The organism is Synechocystis sp. PCC 6714 (genome assembly GCF_000478825.2).
Lineage (GTDB): Bacteria > Cyanobacteriota > Cyanobacteriia > Cyanobacteriales > Microcystaceae > Synechocystis.
The window spans coordinates 2484196-2501159 of the sequence record NZ_CP007542.1; the positions used below are offsets into that span (position 1 = coordinate 2484196).

Sequence of the window (16964 nt, forward strand, 5' to 3'; positions counted from 1 at the left end):
CTTGGATGTTAATGGGTTTGGTTAACGTTGTTAGAAATTGAGACCGGCTTCCCTGGCCGCCTCCGCCAGAGCTTTTACCCGTCCGTGATACAACTTACCACCCCGGTCAAAAACTACCTGGTTAATGCCCTTGGCGATCGCCCGTTGGGCCACCAGTTTACCCACTTCCGCCGAGGCTTCCTGGGTGGCGGTGGAGCTGAGGGACTTTTTCAGATCTGGATCGAGGGTGGAGGCCGCTGCTAGGGTGTGCTGGGCCACATCATCGATGACCTGGGCATAGATATGGTCATTGGACCGAAAAACCGCCAAACGTGGCCGTTCGCTGGTACCGGATAAATGGCGACGCAGACGACGGTGACGACGTTGGGTAGCAGATTTACGAGTGCTTTTCATAGTTTATTTCTTCCCTGTCTTACCAGCTTTACGACGGACATATTCACCTTGGTAGCGGATACCCTTACCTTTGTAGGGTTCTGGAGGCCGCACAGCCCGGATTTTGGCCGCTGTATCACCCAAGAGTTCCTTGTCAATACCAGAGACAATCACCTGGGTGTTATTTTCAACTTTGACTTCAATGCCCTGGGGCATAGTCATTTCCACCGGCTTACTGTAGCCGACGTTGAGGGTTAATTTATTGCCCTGGGCTTGGGCCCGATAGCCCACTCCTTGGATTTCCAGACGACGTTCAAAACCCTGGGCTACCCCATCCACCATATTGGCGACGAGGGTGCGGACCAGGCCGTGGCGTTCCCGGGCTGTGCGGGACTCATCCTGGCGGGTGACTGTGATGGTTTCCCCTTCCTGGGCCACAATTACCTTTTCTGGTAACTGTCTTTCCAAAGACCCCTTAGGGCCTTTAACACTCAGGTGGCTGCCTTGGATATCTACGCTAACCTTCGCAGGGAGGGAAATGGGGCGTTTTCCGATACGGGACATAGGATTAATTCTGTAAAGTTAAGTTTAATTTAGTAATTCAACAGTAGTCTTCGACCAGGACTACCAAATGTAACAAAGGATTTCGCCGCCAATACCCTGACGACGGGCTTCCCGGTCGGTCATAATGCCGTGGGAAGTGGAAACGATGGCAATGCCGATGCCCCCCAATACCCGGGGAATTTTTTTGGAGGGGGAGTAAACCCGCAAACCAGGCTTACTGACCCGTTGGAGGGTGTTAATCAAAGGCTGACGGGTTTTGCCTTTGTACTTGAGGGTGAGCACTAACATTTTGTTAATGCCTTCGCCGGTTTCAGCGTAGTCCTCAATGAACCCTTCACTCTTGAGCACTTTGGCAATGCTCAGGGTCATTTTGGTGGTGGGCACCTGGGTAGTGCTATGTCTCACCGCACAGGCATTGCGGATGCGGGTGAGCATGTCGGAAATTGTGTCTGTTGAAGCCATTATTCCTGCTGGTAGATTCTCCTAAAGGATGATGATTCAGGTGGATTGATGGAGACTTAGCCCTGACCAATCACCCTGAGCCGCGACTAAATTAACTTCTAAAGGGCATGCCCAAGGCTTTGAGCAATGCACGACCTTCTTCGTCGGTTTGGGCGCTGGTGATGATGGAAACGTCCATACCCCGGATTTGATCGATGGTGTCGTAGTCAATTTCGGGGAAAATTAATTGTTCGCGAATACCCAAGCTATAGTTACCCCGGCCATCAAAGCTGTTGGGACTAATGCCTCGGAAGTCCCGAATGCGGGGTAGAGCCAAGTTAATTAAACGATCCAAAAAGGCATACATGCGCTCGGAGCGGAGGGTAACCATTACCCCGACTGGCATACCTTCCCGGATTTTAAAACCGGCGATCGCCTTGCGGGCCCTTGTCACCACCGGTTTTTGCCCCGTAATGGTGGCCAATTCGGCCAAGGAAGACTCCAAAGCCTTGGCATTTTGGGAAGCTTCCCCCAGTCCTCGGTTAACCGTTACCTTAATTAACTTGGGTACTTGGTGAATATTTTTATAACCAAACTCCTCCTGTAACTTAGGAAGAATAGTTTGTTGGTAAAGGGTCTTGAGTCGTTGAGTCATGGTATTTACAAGGTCTCTGGGCTTGGTCAGAGAGTAGATAGAAGAAGGGAACTCGAGCACATCGGGTTAAGGACTAAGATTGCCTGGGTTACAGAGGTGCGAGTCGTTAGTCGATGATTTCGCCTGTTTTTTTCAGCATCCGCACTTTACGGCCATCGTCGGTGACGGTGTAGCAAATGCGACTGGCAATTTTTTCCTTGGTGGAATAGAGCATTACTTTAGAGCTATGGATGGGAGCTTCATAACTACTAATTTGCCCAGATTCCCCTTCCTGGCGAGGTTTAACATGTTTGGTGCGGATATTTACCCCTTTGACCACCACCTGACTTTGGCTAGGAATGGTACGCAGGACTTCTCCCACTTTGCCCTTATCCTTGCCGGAAATTACTTGGATGGTGTCACCTTTTTTGACGTGCATCTTCACCCGGCGGGGAGCTTGTTTGGTTTTAGTCATCTAGAGTACCTCCGGAGCCAAAGAAACAATTTTGGTAAAGTTTTTGTCCCGTAGTTCCCGGGCCACGGGGCCAAACACCCTGGTACCCCGGGGATTACCCTCGGCGTTGATAATCACAGCGGCATTGTCATCAAAGCGGATACTCATACCACTAGCCCGGCGTAGGGGCTGTTTGGTTCTGACAATCACTGCTCGCACCACGTCGGACTTTTTAATGGGCATATTGGGAAGAGCATCTTTCACCACGGCAATAATTTGGTCGCCAATGCCACCATAGGTGCAGTTGCCCGTGCCCAGAACCCGCAGACACATGAGCTTACGAGCCCCACTGTTGTCCGCGACGTTGAGATAGGTTTGTTGTTGAATCACGGCGTTTTCCTAAAAAAATCGGACTAGGATGAATGGCTCATAATGTTGATTACTTGCCAGCGTTTGGTTTTACTCAGAGGGCGGGTTTCTTGGATACGAACCTTGTCCCCTTCTTGACACTGGTTTTCTTCGTCGTGAGCTTTGAACTTCTTGGTTTTGACGACAATCTTGCCGTACTTGGGGTGGGGAGAACGGCTTTCCACAGCAACAACCACGGTTTTATCCATTTTGTTACTGACCACAATGCCCACACGTTCTTTGATCGCCATGGTGTTTCTATGCCTCCTCAGAAGGACTATTCTCAATTTGTCGTTCCCTTTCCACCGTCAATAGTTGGGCTAAGCGGTGGCGGGCATGTTTAAATTCATGGGGATTTTCGGGACGACGGGTGGCCTGTTGGAACCGAAGTTGGAATAATCTTTGCTTGGTAGCCAGAATTTCAGTGGCCAATTCTTCGTCGCCGAGTTTCCTTGCGTCCGCAATGTTGGGAAGAGCCATGGTTAAATGTAATCCTCCTGACGGGTAATAAATTTAGTCTTAATGGGCAATTTCTGGGCGGCGAGGCGCATGGCTTCCCGAGCCACTTCCTCTGATACTCCAGCCAGTTCAAACATGACGCGGCCGGGCTTAACCACCGCTACCCAATATTCTGGGGAGCCCTTACCAGAACCCATCCGGGTTTCAGCGGGTCGCATGGTGACAGGTTTGTCGGGAAAAATACGAATCCAGATTTTCCCACCCCGCCGGATATAACGGGTCATGGCTCGACGGGCGGCTTCGATTTGCCGGGAGGTAATCCAACAGGGCTCGGTGGCCTGGAGGGCGAAATCACCGAAGTTGAGGGTGCTGCCCCGCTCCGCTAGACCCCGCATCCTACCCCGTTGCTGTTTACGGAATTTTGTTCTTCTAGGACTTAACATAGTGCGTTAACGAATAGGCGTTAATGAATGGCGATCGCCAAAGGGATGGCGCTTAACCGTCCTGGGAACGGTCATCGAACTGTTGTCGACGGGATTTACGACGGGGTTGGCTGGGGGGAGCAACGATGGTGGCTTCCTGTCCAGGGATAACTTCCCCTTTAAAAATCCAGACTTTAATACCTAAAATGCCGTAGGTGGTCAGAGCAGTGCGGTAGGCGTAATCAATATCCGCCCGCAGAGTGTGGAGAGGCACCCGGCCTTCCCGTACCCATTCCGTCCGGGCAATTTCTGCCCCGTTGAGACGACCGCTAACCTGAATTTTGATGCCTTTAACTTCGGCCCGTTCCGCCCGTTGTAGGGCTTGGCGCACGACGCGCCGGAAGGAAACCCGACGTTCTAACTGTTGACCGATGTACTCGGCCATTAGAGCAGCATCAGCATCGGCATTGGGTACTTCGATAACATTGACTCGAATCTGGCGGGCTGAACCCAGCAGTTTCTGTAAACCTTCCCGTAGTTGTTCGATACCAGAGCCTCCCCGACCCACCACAACCCCAGGGCGAGCGGTGTGGATGCCCAACTCAATCTGTTCAGCTTTACGCTCAATGCGGATATCGGAAATACCGGCATTGTTGAGGGTCTTCTCAATATATTGGCGAATTTTATGGTCTTCCTGTAAAAGCTCCGGGTAGCGCTTGGGATCGGCATACCAACAGGATTTGTGGTCTTTGGTAATACCGAGGCGGAAGCCAACTGGATGTATTTTTTGTCCCATGTTTTGTATGCGTGACGTGAACAGCGGTGTTAGTTATCTGCCAAGGCCGGGGCAACGGCGACAGTAATATGGCAAGTGGGCTTGCGAATTTGGTAGGCACGGCCCTGGGCCCTGGGGCGAAAACGCCGCAAACTGGGGCCTCCATCGGCAAAGGCCTGGCTAACAACTAGATCCGCGGGTTCCAAACCTTCGTTATGCTCAGCGTTGGCCACAGCGGAACGCAGTACTTTGAGCACTGGTTCGCAGGCTTTATAGGGCATAAATTCCAGAATTATCAGAGCTTCCCGATAGGAGCGCCCCCGGATTTGATCCAGCACCCGGCGCACTTTTAGGGGAGACATCCGCACGTAACGGGCGATCGCCTTGACCTCGGCCGTCGTATCAAGTTTTCTCATACTGCTTACCTCTGGTTACTTACGCGCTTTTTTGTCGCTTTTAGAATGACTGCGGAAGGTGCGAGTCGGCGCAAATTCCCCCAACTTGTGGCCGACCATTTGCTCGGAAACAAATACAGGCACATGTTGACGACCGTTATGGACGGCGATGGTATGACCCACCATTTGGGGAAGAATAGTCGAAGCCCGGGACCAGGTTTTAACCACCTGCTTATCTCCCTTGTCATTGAGTTTGTCAATTTTGCGGAGCAGGGAAGCAGCCACAAAAGGACCTTTTTTCAGTGAACGACCCATAGTTCAGTTCCAACGAATAAAAATAAAAATAGTTATTTGGTACGACGGCGGACAATCAGAGCGCTACTGCGTTTCTTTTTGTTGCGAGTCTTAGCACCCAAAGCCGGTTTACCCCAGGGAGACACAGGACCGGAACGACCGATGGGAGCCCGGCCCTCACCACCACCATGGGGGTGATCACAGGGGTTCATCACACTACCCCGGACATGGGGACGGCGACCTAAGTGACGCTTACGACCGGCCTTTCCTAGTTTGAGGTTACGAAATTCGGCGTTGCTAACTCGACCCAGGGTAGCTACACACTCTTTACGAACCATACGTACTTCCTTGGAAGGCAGTTTAATGGTCACGTAGTCTCCTTCTTTGGCCACCACCTGGGCGAAAGCTCCGGCAGAACGCACCATTTGGCCGCCCCGACCTGCTACTAATTCCACGTTGTGTACTTCACTACCAAGGGGAATACGGCTCAGGGGTAAGGTGTTGCCAATTTCAAAGGGGGCTTCTTCCCCAGCGATGACGGTCATGCCCACCTGTAGTCCAGCGGGGGCAAGAATATAACGCTTTTCCCCATCGGTGTAGAACAACAGGGCGATGCGGGCGTTGCGGTTGGGATCGTATTCAATCGCCGCCACCCGGGCCGGAATGTTTTGCTTGTTGCGTTTGAAGTCGATAATCCGGTAAAGACGCTTGTGGCCTCCCCCCCGGTGACGACTGGTGATCACCCCCCGGTTGTTACGACCTTTTTGGTCATGGCGGTTAGTGGTTAATGACTTCTCCGGCTTACTCTTGGTAATTTCAGTGAAATCGGAGACACTTGCCTGCCGAGTTCCTGGGGTCATTGGCCGATAATTACGAATACCCATGGGTTTAGATAACAGTTAATTCAGTATTCAGTGGTGGTCTAAACGTGGCTTACACGTCAGGGAAGAGTTGGATGCTGTCCCCTTCCTTGAGGGTGACAACGGCCCGTTTTACCTGGGCTTTAAAACCCATGAAACGACCAACCCGTTTTTGTTTACGGGGCATGCGGGCAGTGTTTACCCCCGTTACTTTGACGTCAAACAGCAGTTCGATCGCCGCCTTGATTTCCGGTTTGGTGGCTTCGGGGCGCACGTCAAAGACATATTTGTTGTCTTCGAGTTGTAATGTGGCCTTTTCCGTCACAATCGGTTTAATAATTAAGTCCGCCAAACGACGCTGATCAATTACCTTACTCACCGTAAACCTCCTGGATTTTCTCGAGGGCAGTGGCGGTGGCCACAATGGTGTCTGCAACGAGAACGTCGTAGATATTGAGGTTATCTGCCCGTAAAATTTTCAAATAGGGAATGTTGCGCCCAGAGAGAAAGACATTTTCTGGAATTTCGTCAAGGACCAGCAACACCCGTTTTTCCGGTTTTGCACCCCAGCGAGTCAATGCCGTGGCCAACTCTTTGGTTTTGGGTTGGCTGAACTGATCGCCAAATGCTTCCACTACCACCATATGTTCTGCTCGGGAGGAGATCGCCGTCCTCAGAGCCAAACGACGTTCCTTGCGGTTCATTTTTTGGCTGTAATCCCGGGGTTTGGGTCCAAAGATCACACCACCACCCCGCCAGAGAGGAGAACGGATCGAACCAGCTCGGGCCCGACCAGTACCTTTTTGTTTCCAGGGTTTGCGGCCGCCCCCCCGCACTTCAGCTCGGGTTTTAGCGGAGGCGTTACCTTGGCGAGCATTATTTTGTTGCCGCACCAGGGCCCGGTGGACAATGTGGGCCGCATTTTCTTCCTTAGCAACCTTGAGAGTCAGAGAGGCATTGCCCACTTCTTCCCCCTGCCAGTTTTTTACAATACAATCAACCATAATTTTGTTCCTTCAGCAGTGACGGATAGAAAAGGCAACCTAGCCCCGACCAACGGTTTTCGCAGGAGTGATGTTCAACAAAGTACCGGGCTTACCGGGTAAGGCTCCTTTAATGATCAGCAGGTTCCGCTCCGCATCTACCCGCACCACTGTCAAACGGCGTACCGTAACCTGGGATGCCCCATACTGTCCCGCCATCCTTTTACCGGGGTAAACTCGACCGGGGGTAGTGCCTGCTCCTGTGGAACCGGGCAAACGGTGGTTTTTGGAACCGTGGGTCATGTTACCCCGTCGGAAGTTGTGGCGCTTTTGGTAACCAGCAAAACCCCGACCCATACTCTGGCCAGCTACGTCCACTAGATCTCCAGCTTGGAAAATATCCGCTGTGACCGCATCCCCCGGCTGTAGGCTGGGAGCTTCCGTCAAACGGTACTCCTTCAGATGGCGCACGGGGTCAGTGTCAGATTTCTTCAAATGTCCCAGCTCAGGCTTGGACAACGCCTTTTCTTTAACAGACAAGAAACCGACTTGAATGGCGTTATAGCCGTCGGTGTCTTGGGTTTTCACCTGGGTGACCGGACAGGGACCCGCTTGGACCACTGTCACAGGAATGGAAATGCCGCTTTCTTGATCAAATATCTGGGTCATGCCCAGCTTTGTTCCTAAAATACCGATAGACACGGTAACCCTCTACCTAAATAAAAGTGTGAATATACAAGCAGAAAGGCTCCCCGGACATAAAGCGACGACCAGCGTTGAAAAACCCCTGGTCAGCGGCTTCACAGCCAGTGAATAACTAATTCAGTTACGTCGATGGAGCGTTTCAATCAAGCTTTGCTTGAGAGACCACCTTCGGCCCTAGCGGTAGGGAGAGTTAGTCCTACATAGGTGCAAAAGGAGGATGACCATGGTTCCTGATCGGACTTAAAAACCGAAGCATTCAGTATCCGCAGGGGGTCTTAAAGAATAGCAGCTGAACGTTTTGATATTATTTCGATCTAATATCCAGTTTTGACCGCGATTAACCATCATAGCTCCAAAGGATCCTCGCGTCAAATCCATAATTTAATTCGGCGATCGCCGTCAGGGGAAAGAAAACGGCAAAGGTTTAAATTAATATCTCCATACTTTACTTGAGGCGGGGAGAACTTTTTCTGAGTCTTGGTTAAAATGGGGCTGTTGAAACAATAGAGATTTTTGACTATGACATCGATTAATATCGGCATTCCTGAGGCAGACCGCACCAAAATTGCCGAGTCCCTCAAAAAACTATTGGCGGACACCTACACCCTTTATCTGCAAACCCATAATTTCCATTGGAATGTTACTGGCCCCCAGTTTCGGGAACTGCATCTCATGTTTGAGGAGCAATACACTGAGCTAGCCACTGCTGTTGACGACATTGCCGAGCGGATCCGTAGTTTGGATGTAATTGCCCCCGGCACCTACAAAGAATTTGGCCAACTCAGCTCTGTCAAGGAAGTGGATGGTATTCCCCCGAGTAAGGAGATGGTGGATATTTTGACCAAAGGCCACGAAACCATTGTTCAATCCTGCCGCAACGTACTGAAGTGCTCCCAGCCTGCTGACGATGAATCTACCACAGCCCTAGCCTCGGACCGGATGCGGGTTCACGAGAAAACGGCCTGGATGCTACGGGCCATGAACAAATAAGTTAGTTCTAGTCTGCCCCTAAAATCGTGGTTTGGGCAATTTACCCAGGTAGCGGGACAGATAGGGGGAAAAAACCTCATAAATTAGGGTAAGGGGTTTCCGGTCATGCCAAAAAAGGTAATGGCGACCCCAAAAAGGCCCTTCTTGCTGGAAGGCTTTGCCCAGCGCGTTGCTATGGCCACAATAAATTCCCTGGATGTCCCGGTACAGTTCCGTGTGCAAACGAGATAGGCTATCCCAGATGGGTAAATTGCGGTTTTGCAGATATTCGTCCACATGGCTGGCATCCCACCAGGAAACGGCATAGGCTAATCTTTGCCCCGATTGGGTTCTCAGCCATACCTGGCGCCTTAAATGGGGACTGGGCACGGTGTTAATTTGGGGGGGCGCCCCTTCTTGCCTGGGTTCCACCAAAGACATGTCCACCACGTCCACTTCTGTCTTTTCCCCAGTGAGCAGTTGTAAATGGCGGGTGGGGGAACCATCCCCAAGGATAAGAATTTGCCAGGGAGGGGGGAGAATGCTGTGGGGCAAACCACGCCTAACGTCATGTTGATCCCCTTGCCATAATAAATCCAGTGAATGCCAAGCAAGGGAAGGGGAAACGGCTGGAGAAAGGTTCAAGGGGAGTTGCCTATGCGTTACAAAACTTTACATTTACCCGACTTTTTTGATGATAACAAACTCAAGCCACGGCGGTGGGCTTTGTTGTCCCTGGCGATCGCCGTTTTTGTTTGGGTAGTCATCGGTTCCGGGTTAACTTCTCCCAATGGTTTACCGCAAAGGGCCCAAGCATCGGCGGGGCAGAGGGATCTGCGGATTGTGGTGATCAGTGACCTCAACAGCGCCTATGGTTCCACTAGCTACGAGCCAGAAGTACACCAAGCATTGCAACTCATTCCCAGTTTGCAACCGGATCTTGTTCTCTGTAGTGGGGACATGGTGGCGGGCCAGAGTCCCAAGTTGACCAATGCCCAAATCCAAGCTATGTGGAATGCCTTTGACCAGGTGGTGGCTCAGCCCCTGCGACGGGCCCAGATTCCCTTTGGTTTCACCTTGGGGAACCATGATGCTTCCGGTGCTTTGGATCAAAACCGTCGTTTTCGCTTTCAAAATGAACGGGATTTAGCGGCTAGTTATTGGCGCAATCCAGCCCATAATCCGGGCATAACTTTCCTGGATAAAAGTGATTTCCCTTTTTATTACACTTTCACTCAGAATGATGTTTTTTTCATAGTTTGGGATGGCTCCACCCACCAGATTCCCCCGGAGAAATTAGCTTGGGTGGAACGGGCCTTAGCCAGTACTCCTTCCCAAAATGCTAAGTTACGGCTGGCGATCGGTCATTTACCCCTCTATGGTGTGGCGGAAGGTCGCAACAAACCGGGGGAAGTGATGGCCAATGGGGAAAATTTGCGGGCTTTGTTGGAAAAATACCAAGTCCATACCTATGTCAGCGGCCATCAACACGCCTATTATCCTGGCCGTCGAGGAAGTTTAGAATTGCTGCACACTGGCATTTTGGGAGCTGGCCCCAGAGCTCTAATTGGCCAAGAACGGCGATCGCCCAAGACATTGACCATATTGGATTTTACCTTTGACCAGCCGGATAAGGTGAAATATACTACCTATGATATGAAGGATTTGAATCCTGTGGAAACAGCATCCCTGCCCCGTTTTCTTTTGGGCCAGAATGGCCGGGTGATGCGTCGGGATCTCAGGGAAACGGATTTAACCCCGGGGGAACAGCAACTCTGTATGAATAGTTTAGGGGCGTCCCTTTGCAAGGCAAACTGAAAAAGTATCCTCCGTCAGATTTTTGGCTTGATTGTTGGACTGGGACTTAATCAGGGTCAGTGTCTATTATTGGTGGCGGTGAGTGGGGCAGAAGCCATGGGAGAAAGATTAAAATTTTGTTAAAATCTAGATTCCTCAATCTTTTCTGACTACGGTGCCACGGCGATCGCCAGGGATTTTTCTCGGGTAGATCTGGTATCTGTGTTTTGATTACTCCGCTTTTTTTAATATATGATCTGCTCCTTGCACCATGAAACCCCCCAATTACAACGCGCTGCTACTAGTAGATGGCTACAACATCATTGGCCAATGGCATTACCTTAAGCAGACCCGCGAACGCTTTGGCTTAGAGATGGCCCGCCAAACCCTAATTGACGAACTAATCAGTTACAGTAGTCACCAAGGGTACCAAACCCAAGTGGTTTTCGATGCTCAGTATCAACAGAGCCCTGCTAGTCAGGAGCACCCCAGCCCCCACCTTTCCATTCACTACACCGCTTGGCTCCAGACCGCCGACACATTTATTGAAAAGCGTTGCGCCCATTATTGTCGCCACAGTTACGAATATCCAGGGCGAGTGATCGTGGCCACCTCCGACCGGGCCCAGCAATTGACCGTGGTGGGTTACGGTGCCGAATGGATGTCAGCCCATCTCCTCGCCCAAGAGGTGGACCAGAGTCGGTCCCAAATGCGTCAACAGGCCAAACATCACGGCAAAAAGAGCCAACGGCGATCGCCAAAGGGCAAACCGTTGGGGGAAAAACAGCGGGGTTGGGTCAGCAAATTAGACCCATCGGTGCGGGAAAAACTCAGTCAATGGCGTCACGGTTCGGATTAGGTTTTTGATCTCATCTGTGGCCCCGTTCCATCAAGGATGGGGAACTTCGCAACATCTTGGTTAAAATAACTGATAATCTTCTCCACTCCTTATCCCCCCCGAAGCACCTTGGTTAACTTGACTCCTCCCCGTAAGGCCAGCCACTGGCGCCTGTGGCAAAGACAACTCCGCTATTTGTACGTCAAGTTACTACGGCTACAAAGTACTCCCCATGCCTTGGCCCGGGGCCTAGCGGTGGGCTCCTTTGCGGGGATGTTTCCCTTTTTTGGTTTGCAAACGGCGATCGCCTTGGTGTTGGCTATTCCCCTGCGGGGCAATAAAATTGTGGCGGCCGGTGCCACTTGGATTAGCAATCCTTTTACCTATGTGCCCATCTATTGGTTTAACTACCGCCTAGGGCTTTTACTGTTGCAACGGGAAGGTATTCCCTTTAGTGAGTTGGACTGGCAGTCGGCGGAATTATTGAAATATGGTGGGGATGCGGCGATCGCCCTGTTGCTGGGTTCTCTGGTAGCCGGGGTTGTGGTGGGATTAGGCGCCTATATTTTTGGTGTAAGAAGTTTCACCTGGTTATCATTGAGGAAACAGAAATCGAGAATTCCCAGAAGATAGTGACTTGTTTGGCATCAAACTCCATCAGTGCGGTACACCAACTTTTGCCAGGCTAGGCGAGCCGCACCGATCATGCCAGCTCGATTGCCCAACTGGGCCACTAGAAGTTTAAGACCGCGCCGGGAAGGGAACAGTACCCTTTCTTCAATCTCCGAAGTCATAGAGGGGAAAAAGTAGTTAGCACTGGCGCTTAACCCTCCCCCGATGATCACCGCCTCTGGGGTTAGTACATAGATCAAGTTAGCAATGCCCATGCCCAACCGCTGGCCAAACCTCTCCCAATAGGCGATCGCCTCCGCATCTCCTTTTTCCGCCAGTTCGGCTAGTTCCAATCCGGTCAGATTCAGTTCCCGCCGCAGAGTTTGGGCCGAAGCGTGTTGTTCCAGAGAACCCCGGTTACCACTGTTACAGGGGTAGCCCTCCGTTTCGATGGAAATTAAGCCCAATTCCCCTCCAGCGCCGTGGGGCCCAGTGAATAATTTACCGTTTAAAAACACTGCCCCCCCCACACCAGTGCCAAGGGTAAGCAAAATAAAATTACGGTAATCCCGCCCTGCCCCCAGCCAAGCTTCACCTAGGCCAGCACAATTAGCATCATTCTCCAACACCGTCGGTAACTGTCCATGGTCTTCCAGCCAATCTGCCAGGGGAATATCATGCCATTGGGGCAAATTGATGGCCAACTGGGCAATTCTACCCGTTGCATCTGCTGGCCCTGGCATCCCCACTCCGATCGCCACACAGGCAGGATTTTTTAACAGGTCAATGCCGTGGGCTAGTTGGGCATACACTGCTTTGGGCAAAGCCGGTTGAGGTGTGGGTAAAACCAAAGATTCGATGCAATCTCCATTAGCCAAAAAACGGCCAAACTTAATAGAGGAGCCGCCAACGTCAATGCCGATGACTTCACGGTGGGTGGGGGAAGGGGAACTCATGCCATTAATGAAAAATTTGGAAAAGCTTACTGACGAAGAAGACAATCTGTTTCACTGCATCCAAGTCCGACTGCAGAATTGGGACTATCTCCTCAACAATTTCTCAACCCAAGCCAATCCCATTGGGTCAGTGTTGATGGACCAAATTAAAGTTAATCCATAACAGGAGCAGGTATGCAATTAACGACTTTGGGACCCGTGCTTGGCACGTACATCATTGTGCCATCCCGCTGGGAAATTTACTGTGTTCCTGGCAAAGGGCCAAAAAAGCTGTTGCCACAAAGTTAGACTAAGTTTAATACCCATAGGTTGTAAATCATTGAATTGATTCATTGTTTGGGGCAATATGTCTTCCAAATAGGTGCCATGGAGTTTATCCCAAAGTTTTAAGTTAGCACCAAAATTTCTCCCCCCAGCTTGTTGATGATGTAGGTTATGATCCTGGGGTAAAACTAGCCAGCTACTGAGGCAAAGGTGTAACCAACAATTTCTATTAATGGTTAAAGAGCTATGGCGCCACAAATCTAGTAAATAGGTGCAACTAAGGGCAAAAATGTAGCCTCTAGGATCCTCTAAAAAATAAATTATTAGGCTATTTAGCCAAACATAAGGCAAAAACAAACTAGACCAAAGGGTGTTCCGGGCACAGCTGACCAAATCCATCTGACTAATGGTGTGATGGACTTGATGAATAGGAAATAAAAATTCGCTATGTAGTGCTCGATGAACCCAATAGTAAATATAATCAACCACAATAAACCCGAATAAAAATCCTCCCCCATTGGATAAGCTCCAGCCGTGATGCCAGTGGGGAAAAATAAGAGAGTAAAAATTAATCACCAATAAGAATTGCAGAAGGGGAATTATGGCACCTTGCATAGCTAAACCTGCACCGTCTAACAACCAATCTTGCCAAGGCTTACTAGCCAAAAACATTCTTTGTTTAGATTGCAGTAAACTGAAGGCAAAAAATAACCAAAAACTGATTAGTGACGCCATTGGCTAAACTCGGATTTTATATCGCTTCAATAACTATATTAATTTTGTTTATAGTCAATTCAAATAAGATTGAGACGACTAAGGTCTTTACCAAAGACGCTTTTAGCTTTAGTAGGTGTCTTACTTTCAATTAAATCAACTATATAATGGATTTGGACTTAAGAACCTAGTTTGAAAGCTTCCAGAAATAGACTGTAGGAAACTCCCATTTTAAAAATATTTAATATATCAGCCCGTAATTCCCCCATTTTGCCTCCCCGGCGATAAAACCAGCGGTTTATAAATTCACAAAAAAGCAGAACAAAGGCGGCACAAACGACGTCCCATTGGGCATTTTGACCAGCGGTAGTGGCCACGGCTGTCCCAACAAAAAAGCCGAATAAAAAGGCTAATAAACTGAGGGAAATGCGCCGCCAGGGATTACTAAAAAATTGGGAAAGTTGCTGGCCGCGGACTTCAACAATGGTATTTAATCGGGTGCGCTGCATAGGAAATTACCTGGGGGAAAGACAGGGCAGAAACAGCAATGGCCAATTCTAGGCCGTCTTTGACCATGGGGATGTGGCAAAATGTATTGTTTATTAACTGTCATCTTTAACTATTTTGGCGATCGCCGTTTCACCATTTCGCCTTTGGCCCCAGTGTATTTTTCCATGGTTTTTGCCCTCTGCCCTGCGTTAAGTCTATTAAATTCTTTAGTTTTGTTAGATATTTCCTCCCCTTGGCCCTGGTTGACCCCCAGCCATGGCATTATCGCTGGCTATCTTCTGCTATTCGCTGTGGTGCATAGTGGATTAGCGGCCCTGCGGCCCTGGGGGGAAGGGAAAATTGGCGCTAGGGGTTATCGGGTTATGTTTGCCTTGGTGAGTATTCCTTTGGCAACGGGGTTAATTATTTATTTTTTCAACCATCGCTACGACGGACTACAACTATGGCAGGTGCAAGGGGTGGCCGGAGTTAAACCCCTGGTGTGGACTCTATCGGCCCTATCCTTTTTTTTCCTTTTTCCCGCCACCTTTAACCTGCTAGAAATTGCCGCCATCCAAAAACCGGAAATTCATCTTTATGAAACGGGTATTATCCGTATTTGTCGCCATCCCCAAATGGTCGGTCAAATAATTTGGTGCATTGCCCACACCCTCTGGTTAGGTACCACCTTTACTATGGTTACTAGCTTAGGATTAATTGCCCACCATTGCTTTGCAGTCTGGCATGGCGATCGCCGTTGGCAAAACAAGTATGGCGACGCTTTTTTAGCAGTGAAACAAAGGACTTCCATCGTTCCCTTTCTGGCCATCTGGGAGGGAAGACAGACCCTGGTGTGGCAAGAATTCATCAAACCAGCCTATGTGGGGATAATCGGCTTCATTGCTCTACTGTGGTGGGGCCATCCCTGGTTAATGGTGATGACCTCCAGAGTTAATTGGTAGGGCTTGTGGCTTGGTTTAACCGCACGGGGAAGATATTCTGAGGATGCACTGCAATCTGCAATAATCCCCTAATTTTTAGGTTTAATTCAATTCTATGGACGATACTAACAACACATTACTGCTCAAGCGTCCCGTGGCCCTGAAGGTGATTGTCACTCCCCGTTGGAAAGAGGAGATGCAACAACAACTCCAAGCCCAGGTGGGCCAGATGGATAACCAAGTGCAACAGCTTGATGCCCAAAGTCAACGGGCGATCGCCGAAATTAAAAAACAAAGCCTGGTACCCCTACCCCCCAGTGTCAGCCAGCAAATTGAAAACATTCAAATGCAGGTCAACCAACAAAAGAGCGAAATTCTGGAGCAGAAAAACCAAGCCCTACAACAAATGCAACAGGTGCAGTTATTGGAACTAAACCAGGAAGTCATCCAAGGGCAGATGGAAAGCTTTTTCCGTATCCAAAAGGGGGACAACCTCGTCAGGAAAATGGGAGTGGAATTGGTGCTACGGGATGGGGTGGTGGAGGAAATCCGGGGCGAACTGTAGTCTTTGCCTAGGAGTCTTTCCTGGAAGACCCAATGGATAGTGGGGATGGTCAAGTATCGACTTTTCTAAAGACTTGTAACAACTTATTTCCCAAAACTCCCCCCATATTGCAAAGTGTTGTTAATGTTTCTCACGATCTATTTTTATCTAGGAGTTAACTATCCATGGCATTATCCGACACCCAAGTTTTGGCGGCCCTAGTGGTTGCTCTTCTGCCTGCTTTCTTGGCTTTCCGTCTTTCCACGGAACTTTATAAGTAAACCAACGTCGGCCGTGTAATCCGATCCTTAGGGCGTGATCCGTTGCGCCCTATTGATTTTTAGGGAGAATGCTGGCATCTTTAGAGTCCGGTGCGAGTTGTCAGACCTCTTGCTATCTCCGGCCCAAAAAATTACCCGCCATGACTGCCCAAACCTTCAAACCCAATAATGCCCGTCGTCCCCGTTCCAGAAGTCGCAAGCGCCCGGAACAAAATTTTCAGCCTGAGCATAAGTGGCTAGTGTGGGAAATTCTTTTCAAGCTGGGCCTCAATGGTATTTTTGTAATTGTTTCTATTCTGGCGATCGCCAGGCTTTTGCCCCACCAGCAAACCCAACAGGCTAAGTTAAACGAAATTCAAATGCAGGTACAGGAAACAGAGGCTCGGGTGAAGCAACTCCGCACTGATTTTCACCGTAGTTTTGACCCTAGCCAGAGCCGCAAAATTATGGAAGAACTGAGCCCACGCCATGATCCTCAACAGCGCAAAATCATTCTGACGGAACCAAAAGCGCCCTAGAAGTTATGTAAAAAGTCTGTATCTTCCCCCTACTGTAATAAATCCCCTCACTAAAGTGATCACCATACCAGGGGAATTTTTCTTAGTTCCCTCCTAAACTTGGGGGCCAGGGGAGATCCTCAAACGTCCCCTCAAAAACTGGGGAAGTCCTTACCGAAACTAGTACATTTTATCGAAAGAATAGGTCTAAAGGCCCGTGCTTTAGGACGGCTTGACGAGATAGAGTGGTCGCTGACTCCTCCGAGACGATGGATTCAGACAGCCCGACGAGCGAA

The 16964-nt window shown here is 49.8% G+C and carries 28 protein-coding genes; 8 read left to right on the forward strand and 20 right to left on the reverse strand.

Annotation, left to right across the window (positions count from 1 at the left end; all coding sequences use genetic code 11):
- Nucleotides 1-30: 30 nt before the first annotated feature.
- The 16 genes from rplR to rplC form a co-directional block, all read right to left on the reverse strand.
- Nucleotides 31-393: a 50S ribosomal protein L18 gene (gene rplR, locus D082_RS11380; RefSeq protein ID WP_010871964.1), complete on the reverse strand. Its 363-nt coding sequence runs from the start codon at nt 391-393 to the stop codon at nt 31-33.
- Nucleotides 394-396: 3 nt separating this feature from the next.
- Nucleotides 397-936, reverse strand: a complete 540-nt coding sequence (gene rplF / locus D082_RS11385; protein ID WP_028947560.1) for a 50S ribosomal protein L6 — start codon at nt 934-936, stop codon at nt 397-399.
- A 60-nt stretch (nt 937-996) separates the two neighbouring features.
- Nucleotides 997-1398 carry a 30S ribosomal protein S8 gene (rpsH, locus tag D082_RS11390; RefSeq protein WP_028947559.1) on the reverse strand — a complete coding sequence of 134 codons (402 nt, stop codon included), beginning with the start codon at nt 1396-1398 and terminating at the stop codon, nt 997-999.
- A gap of 91 nt (nt 1399-1489) precedes the next feature.
- Nucleotides 1490-2032, reverse strand: a complete 543-nt coding sequence (rplE, locus tag D082_RS11395; RefSeq protein ID WP_028947558.1) for a 50S ribosomal protein L5 — start codon at nt 2030-2032, stop codon at nt 1490-1492.
- A 106-nt stretch (nt 2033-2138) separates the two neighbouring features.
- Nucleotides 2139-2486 carry a 50S ribosomal protein L24 gene (rplX, locus tag D082_RS11400; protein ID WP_028947557.1) on the reverse strand — a complete coding sequence of 116 codons (348 nt, stop codon included), beginning with the start codon at nt 2484-2486 and terminating at the stop codon, nt 2139-2141.
- Nucleotides 2487-2855, reverse strand: a complete 369-nt coding sequence (gene rplN / locus D082_RS11405; RefSeq protein ID WP_010871969.1) for a 50S ribosomal protein L14 — start codon at nt 2853-2855, stop codon at nt 2487-2489.
- A 23-nt stretch (nt 2856-2878) separates the two neighbouring features.
- On the reverse strand, nt 2879-3124 hold the full coding sequence (gene rpsQ / locus D082_RS11410; RefSeq protein WP_010871970.1) for a 30S ribosomal protein S17: 246 nt from the start codon (nt 3122-3124) through the stop codon (nt 2879-2881).
- Nucleotides 3125-3131: 7 nt separating this feature from the next.
- The gene (gene rpmC, locus D082_RS11415; protein ID WP_028947556.1) at nt 3132-3353 is read right to left on the reverse strand and encodes a 50S ribosomal protein L29; all 222 of its coding nucleotides are present in this window, start codon (nt 3351-3353) and stop codon (nt 3132-3134) included.
- Between the two features lie 2 nt (nt 3354-3355).
- Nucleotides 3356-3775: a 50S ribosomal protein L16 gene (gene rplP, locus D082_RS11420; RefSeq protein ID WP_028947555.1), complete on the reverse strand. Its 420-nt coding sequence runs from the start codon at nt 3773-3775 to the stop codon at nt 3356-3358.
- 52 nt (nt 3776-3827) lie between these two features.
- Nucleotides 3828-4550 carry a 30S ribosomal protein S3 gene (rpsC, locus tag D082_RS11425; RefSeq protein ID WP_028947554.1) on the reverse strand — a complete coding sequence of 241 codons (723 nt, stop codon included), beginning with the start codon at nt 4548-4550 and terminating at the stop codon, nt 3828-3830.
- A gap of 29 nt (nt 4551-4579) precedes the next feature.
- Complete coding sequence (rplV, locus tag D082_RS11430; RefSeq protein ID WP_028947553.1) at nt 4580-4945, reverse strand: 50S ribosomal protein L22; 366 nt, start codon at nt 4943-4945, stop codon at nt 4580-4582.
- Nucleotides 4946-4960: 15 nt separating this feature from the next.
- Nucleotides 4961-5239, reverse strand: coding sequence for a 30S ribosomal protein S19 (gene rpsS, locus D082_RS11435; RefSeq protein WP_010871975.1), 279 nt, complete (start codon nt 5237-5239; stop codon nt 4961-4963).
- A gap of 32 nt (nt 5240-5271) precedes the next feature.
- Nucleotides 5272-6102 (reverse strand): 50S ribosomal protein L2, encoded by an 831-nt coding sequence (gene rplB, locus D082_RS11440; protein WP_028947552.1) that lies wholly within the window; start codon nt 6100-6102, stop codon nt 5272-5274.
- Nucleotides 6103-6151: 49 nt separating this feature from the next.
- The gene (locus tag D082_RS11445) at nt 6152-6457 is read right to left on the reverse strand and encodes a 50S ribosomal protein L23 (RefSeq protein WP_028947551.1); all 306 of its coding nucleotides are present in this window, start codon (nt 6455-6457) and stop codon (nt 6152-6154) included.
- Complete coding sequence (gene rplD / locus D082_RS11450; protein ID WP_028947550.1) at nt 6450-7082, reverse strand: 50S ribosomal protein L4; 633 nt, start codon at nt 7080-7082, stop codon at nt 6450-6452. Before rplD ends, D082_RS11445 begins: the two co-directional genes overlap by 8 nt.
- A 39-nt stretch (nt 7083-7121) precedes the next feature.
- A complete protein-coding gene (gene rplC / locus D082_RS11455; RefSeq protein WP_028947549.1) occupies nt 7122-7763 on the reverse strand; it encodes a 50S ribosomal protein L3 in 642 nt (213 codons plus the stop codon).
- Nucleotides 7764-8285: 522 nt separating this feature from the next.
- On the opposite strand from rplC, the gene D082_RS11460 reads away from it, so the two are divergent.
- The gene (locus D082_RS11460) at nt 8286-8756 is read left to right on the forward strand and encodes a Dps family protein (RefSeq protein WP_028947548.1); all 471 of its coding nucleotides are present in this window, start codon (nt 8286-8288) and stop codon (nt 8754-8756) included.
- 18 nt (nt 8757-8774) lie between these two features.
- Here the strand turns inward: D082_RS11460 and D082_RS11465 are convergent, their stop codons facing one another.
- Nucleotides 8775-9380 carry a chorismate lyase gene (locus D082_RS11465; RefSeq protein ID WP_028947547.1) on the reverse strand — a complete coding sequence of 202 codons (606 nt, stop codon included), beginning with the start codon at nt 9378-9380 and terminating at the stop codon, nt 8775-8777.
- Between the two features lie 12 nt (nt 9381-9392).
- On the opposite strand from D082_RS11465, the gene D082_RS11470 reads away from it, so the two are divergent.
- The 3 genes from D082_RS11470 to D082_RS11480 all read left to right on the forward strand — a co-directional run bounded on the left by D082_RS11470 (nt 9393) and on the right by D082_RS11480 (nt 12003).
- The gene (locus D082_RS11470) at nt 9393-10553 is read left to right on the forward strand and encodes a metallophosphoesterase (protein WP_238546710.1); all 1161 of its coding nucleotides are present in this window, start codon (nt 9393-9395) and stop codon (nt 10551-10553) included.
- 250 nt (nt 10554-10803) lie between these two features.
- Nucleotides 10804-11391 (forward strand): NYN domain-containing protein, encoded by a 588-nt coding sequence (locus tag D082_RS11475; RefSeq protein ID WP_028947545.1) that lies wholly within the window; start codon nt 10804-10806, stop codon nt 11389-11391.
- Between the two features lie 108 nt (nt 11392-11499).
- Nucleotides 11500-12003 carry a DUF2062 domain-containing protein gene (locus D082_RS11480; protein ID WP_238546711.1) on the forward strand — a complete coding sequence of 168 codons (504 nt, stop codon included), beginning with the start codon at nt 11500-11502 and terminating at the stop codon, nt 12001-12003.
- Nucleotides 12004-12017: 14 nt separating this feature from the next.
- Here D082_RS11480 and D082_RS11485 read toward each other — a convergent pair whose 3' ends face one another.
- The 3 genes from D082_RS11485 to D082_RS11495 all read right to left on the reverse strand — a co-directional run bounded on the left by D082_RS11485 (nt 12018) and on the right by D082_RS11495 (nt 14425).
- A complete protein-coding gene (locus D082_RS11485) occupies nt 12018-12938 on the reverse strand; it encodes an ROK family protein (protein WP_028947544.1) in 921 nt (306 codons plus the stop codon).
- Nucleotides 12939-13118: 180 nt separating this feature from the next.
- A complete protein-coding gene (locus tag D082_RS11490; protein ID WP_081857648.1) occupies nt 13119-13937 on the reverse strand; it encodes a sterol desaturase family protein in 819 nt (272 codons plus the stop codon).
- Between the two features lie 158 nt (nt 13938-14095).
- A complete protein-coding gene (locus D082_RS11495; protein ID WP_028947543.1) occupies nt 14096-14425 on the reverse strand; it encodes a DUF565 domain-containing protein in 330 nt (109 codons plus the stop codon).
- A gap of 81 nt (nt 14426-14506) precedes the next feature.
- Between D082_RS11495 and D082_RS11500 the strand changes: the two genes are divergently transcribed.
- The 4 genes from D082_RS11500 to D082_RS11515 all read left to right on the forward strand — a co-directional run bounded on the left by D082_RS11500 (nt 14507) and on the right by D082_RS11515 (nt 16689).
- Nucleotides 14507-15367, forward strand: a complete 861-nt coding sequence (locus tag D082_RS11500) for an NnrU family protein (RefSeq protein ID WP_369796113.1) — start codon at nt 14507-14509, stop codon at nt 15365-15367.
- Nucleotides 15368-15461: 94 nt separating this feature from the next.
- Nucleotides 15462-15911, forward strand: coding sequence for a YlqD family protein (locus D082_RS11505; RefSeq protein ID WP_028947541.1), 450 nt, complete (start codon nt 15462-15464; stop codon nt 15909-15911).
- A gap of 164 nt (nt 15912-16075) precedes the next feature.
- On the forward strand, nt 16076-16171 hold the full coding sequence (gene psaM / locus D082_RS11510) for a photosystem I reaction center subunit XII (protein ID WP_028947540.1): 96 nt from the start codon (nt 16076-16078) through the stop codon (nt 16169-16171).
- Between the two features lie 68 nt (nt 16172-16239).
- The gene (locus tag D082_RS11515; RefSeq protein WP_238546712.1) at nt 16240-16689 is read left to right on the forward strand and encodes a hypothetical protein; all 450 of its coding nucleotides are present in this window, start codon (nt 16240-16242) and stop codon (nt 16687-16689) included.
- Nucleotides 16690-16964: the final 275 nt, after the last annotated feature.

Excerpts from the sequence above, each read along its gene's own strand:
- rplR (WP_010871964.1), bottom strand. The coding sequence starts at position 393 with ATGAAAAGCACTCGTAAATCTGCTACCCAACGTCGTCACCGTCGTCTG.
- rplF (WP_028947560.1), bottom strand. The coding sequence starts at position 936 with ATGTCCCGTATCGGAAAACGCCCCATTTCCCTCCCTGCGAAGGTTAGC.
- rpsH (WP_028947559.1), bottom strand. The coding sequence starts at position 1,398 with ATGGCTTCAACAGACACAATTTCCGACATGCTCACCCGCATCCGCAAT.
- rplE (WP_028947558.1), bottom strand. The coding sequence starts at position 2,032 with ATGACTCAACGACTCAAGACCCTTTACCAACAAACTATTCTTCCTAAG.
- rplX (WP_028947557.1), bottom strand. The coding sequence starts at position 2,486 with ATGACTAAAACCAAACAAGCTCCCCGCCGGGTGAAGATGCACGTCAAA.
- rpsQ (WP_010871970.1), bottom strand. The coding sequence starts at position 3,124 with ATGGCGATCAAAGAACGTGTGGGCATTGTGGTCAGTAACAAAATGGAT.
- rpmC (WP_028947556.1), bottom strand. The coding sequence starts at position 3,353 with ATGGCTCTTCCCAACATTGCGGACGCAAGGAAACTCGGCGACGAAGAA.
- rplP (WP_028947555.1), bottom strand. The coding sequence starts at position 3,775 with ATGTTAAGTCCTAGAAGAACAAAATTCCGTAAACAGCAACGGGGTAGG.
- rpsC (WP_028947554.1), bottom strand. The coding sequence starts at position 4,550 with ATGGGACAAAAAATACATCCAGTTGGCTTCCGCCTCGGTATTACCAAA.
- rplV (WP_028947553.1), bottom strand. The coding sequence starts at position 4,945 with ATGAGAAAACTTGATACGACGGCCGAGGTCAAGGCGATCGCCCGTTAC.
- rpsS (WP_010871975.1), bottom strand. The coding sequence starts at position 5,239 with ATGGGTCGTTCACTGAAAAAAGGTCCTTTTGTGGCTGCTTCCCTGCTC.
- rplB (WP_028947552.1), bottom strand. The coding sequence starts at position 6,102 with ATGGGTATTCGTAATTATCGGCCAATGACCCCAGGAACTCGGCAGGCA.
- rplD (WP_028947550.1), bottom strand. The coding sequence starts at position 7,082 with ATGGTTGATTGTATTGTAAAAAACTGGCAGGGGGAAGAAGTGGGCAAT.
- D082_RS11460 (WP_028947548.1), top strand. The coding sequence starts at position 8,286 with ATGACATCGATTAATATCGGCATTCCTGAGGCAGACCGCACCAAAATT.
- D082_RS11470 (WP_238546710.1), top strand. The coding sequence starts at position 9,393 with ATGCGTTACAAAACTTTACATTTACCCGACTTTTTTGATGATAACAAA.
- D082_RS11475 (WP_028947545.1), top strand. The coding sequence starts at position 10,804 with ATGAAACCCCCCAATTACAACGCGCTGCTACTAGTAGATGGCTACAAC.
- D082_RS11485 (WP_028947544.1), bottom strand. The coding sequence starts at position 12,938 with ATGAGTTCCCCTTCCCCCACCCACCGTGAAGTCATCGGCATTGACGTT.
- D082_RS11490 (WP_081857648.1), bottom strand. The coding sequence starts at position 13,937 with ATGGCGTCACTAATCAGTTTTTGGTTATTTTTTGCCTTCAGTTTACTG.
- D082_RS11495 (WP_028947543.1), bottom strand. The coding sequence starts at position 14,425 with ATGCAGCGCACCCGATTAAATACCATTGTTGAAGTCCGCGGCCAGCAA.
- D082_RS11500 (WP_369796113.1), top strand. The coding sequence starts at position 14,507 with ATGTATTGTTTATTAACTGTCATCTTTAACTATTTTGGCGATCGCCGT.
- D082_RS11505 (WP_028947541.1), top strand. The coding sequence starts at position 15,462 with ATGGACGATACTAACAACACATTACTGCTCAAGCGTCCCGTGGCCCTG.
- psaM (WP_028947540.1), top strand. The coding sequence starts at position 16,076 with ATGGCATTATCCGACACCCAAGTTTTGGCGGCCCTAGTGGTTGCTCTT.
- D082_RS11515 (WP_238546712.1), top strand. The coding sequence starts at position 16,240 with ATGCTGGCATCTTTAGAGTCCGGTGCGAGTTGTCAGACCTCTTGCTAT.